Consider the following 231-nt stretch of genomic DNA (forward strand, 5'->3'; position numbering starts at 1 on the left):
CCCCCCCACCGCCCGGCTTTCCTAGGAGATGACGGCATACGATATCACTAGGAGTGATTGGAGTTCAGACGTGTGTTCTTGCGCTCTTTATTGCCGCCGTTGTTCTCGCCGCCGTTATTTTCGCCGCCGTTGTTATCGCCGCCGCCGTTATTGCCGCCGGTGTTGTCGCCGCCGCCGTTGTTATCGCCGCCGGTATTGTAGACGACGGTAATAGAGCCCCCCGTGGTGTAG

Annotated in this window: 1 protein-coding gene; it reads right to left on the reverse strand. The window is 59.3% G+C overall.

Going from position 1 to position 231, the window contains the following annotated elements; all coding sequences use genetic code 11:
• Positions 1–47: 47 nt before the first annotated feature.
• The coding region (locus AB2B41_RS23820) for a hypothetical protein (protein WP_367880293.1) at positions 48–231 on the reverse strand (184 nt) is incomplete at its 5' end.

This window comes from Sulfitobacter sediminis (genome assembly GCF_040811725.1).
In the GTDB taxonomy this organism is placed as follows: Bacteria; Pseudomonadota; Alphaproteobacteria; order Rhodobacterales; family Rhodobacteraceae; genus Sulfitobacter; species Sulfitobacter sediminis.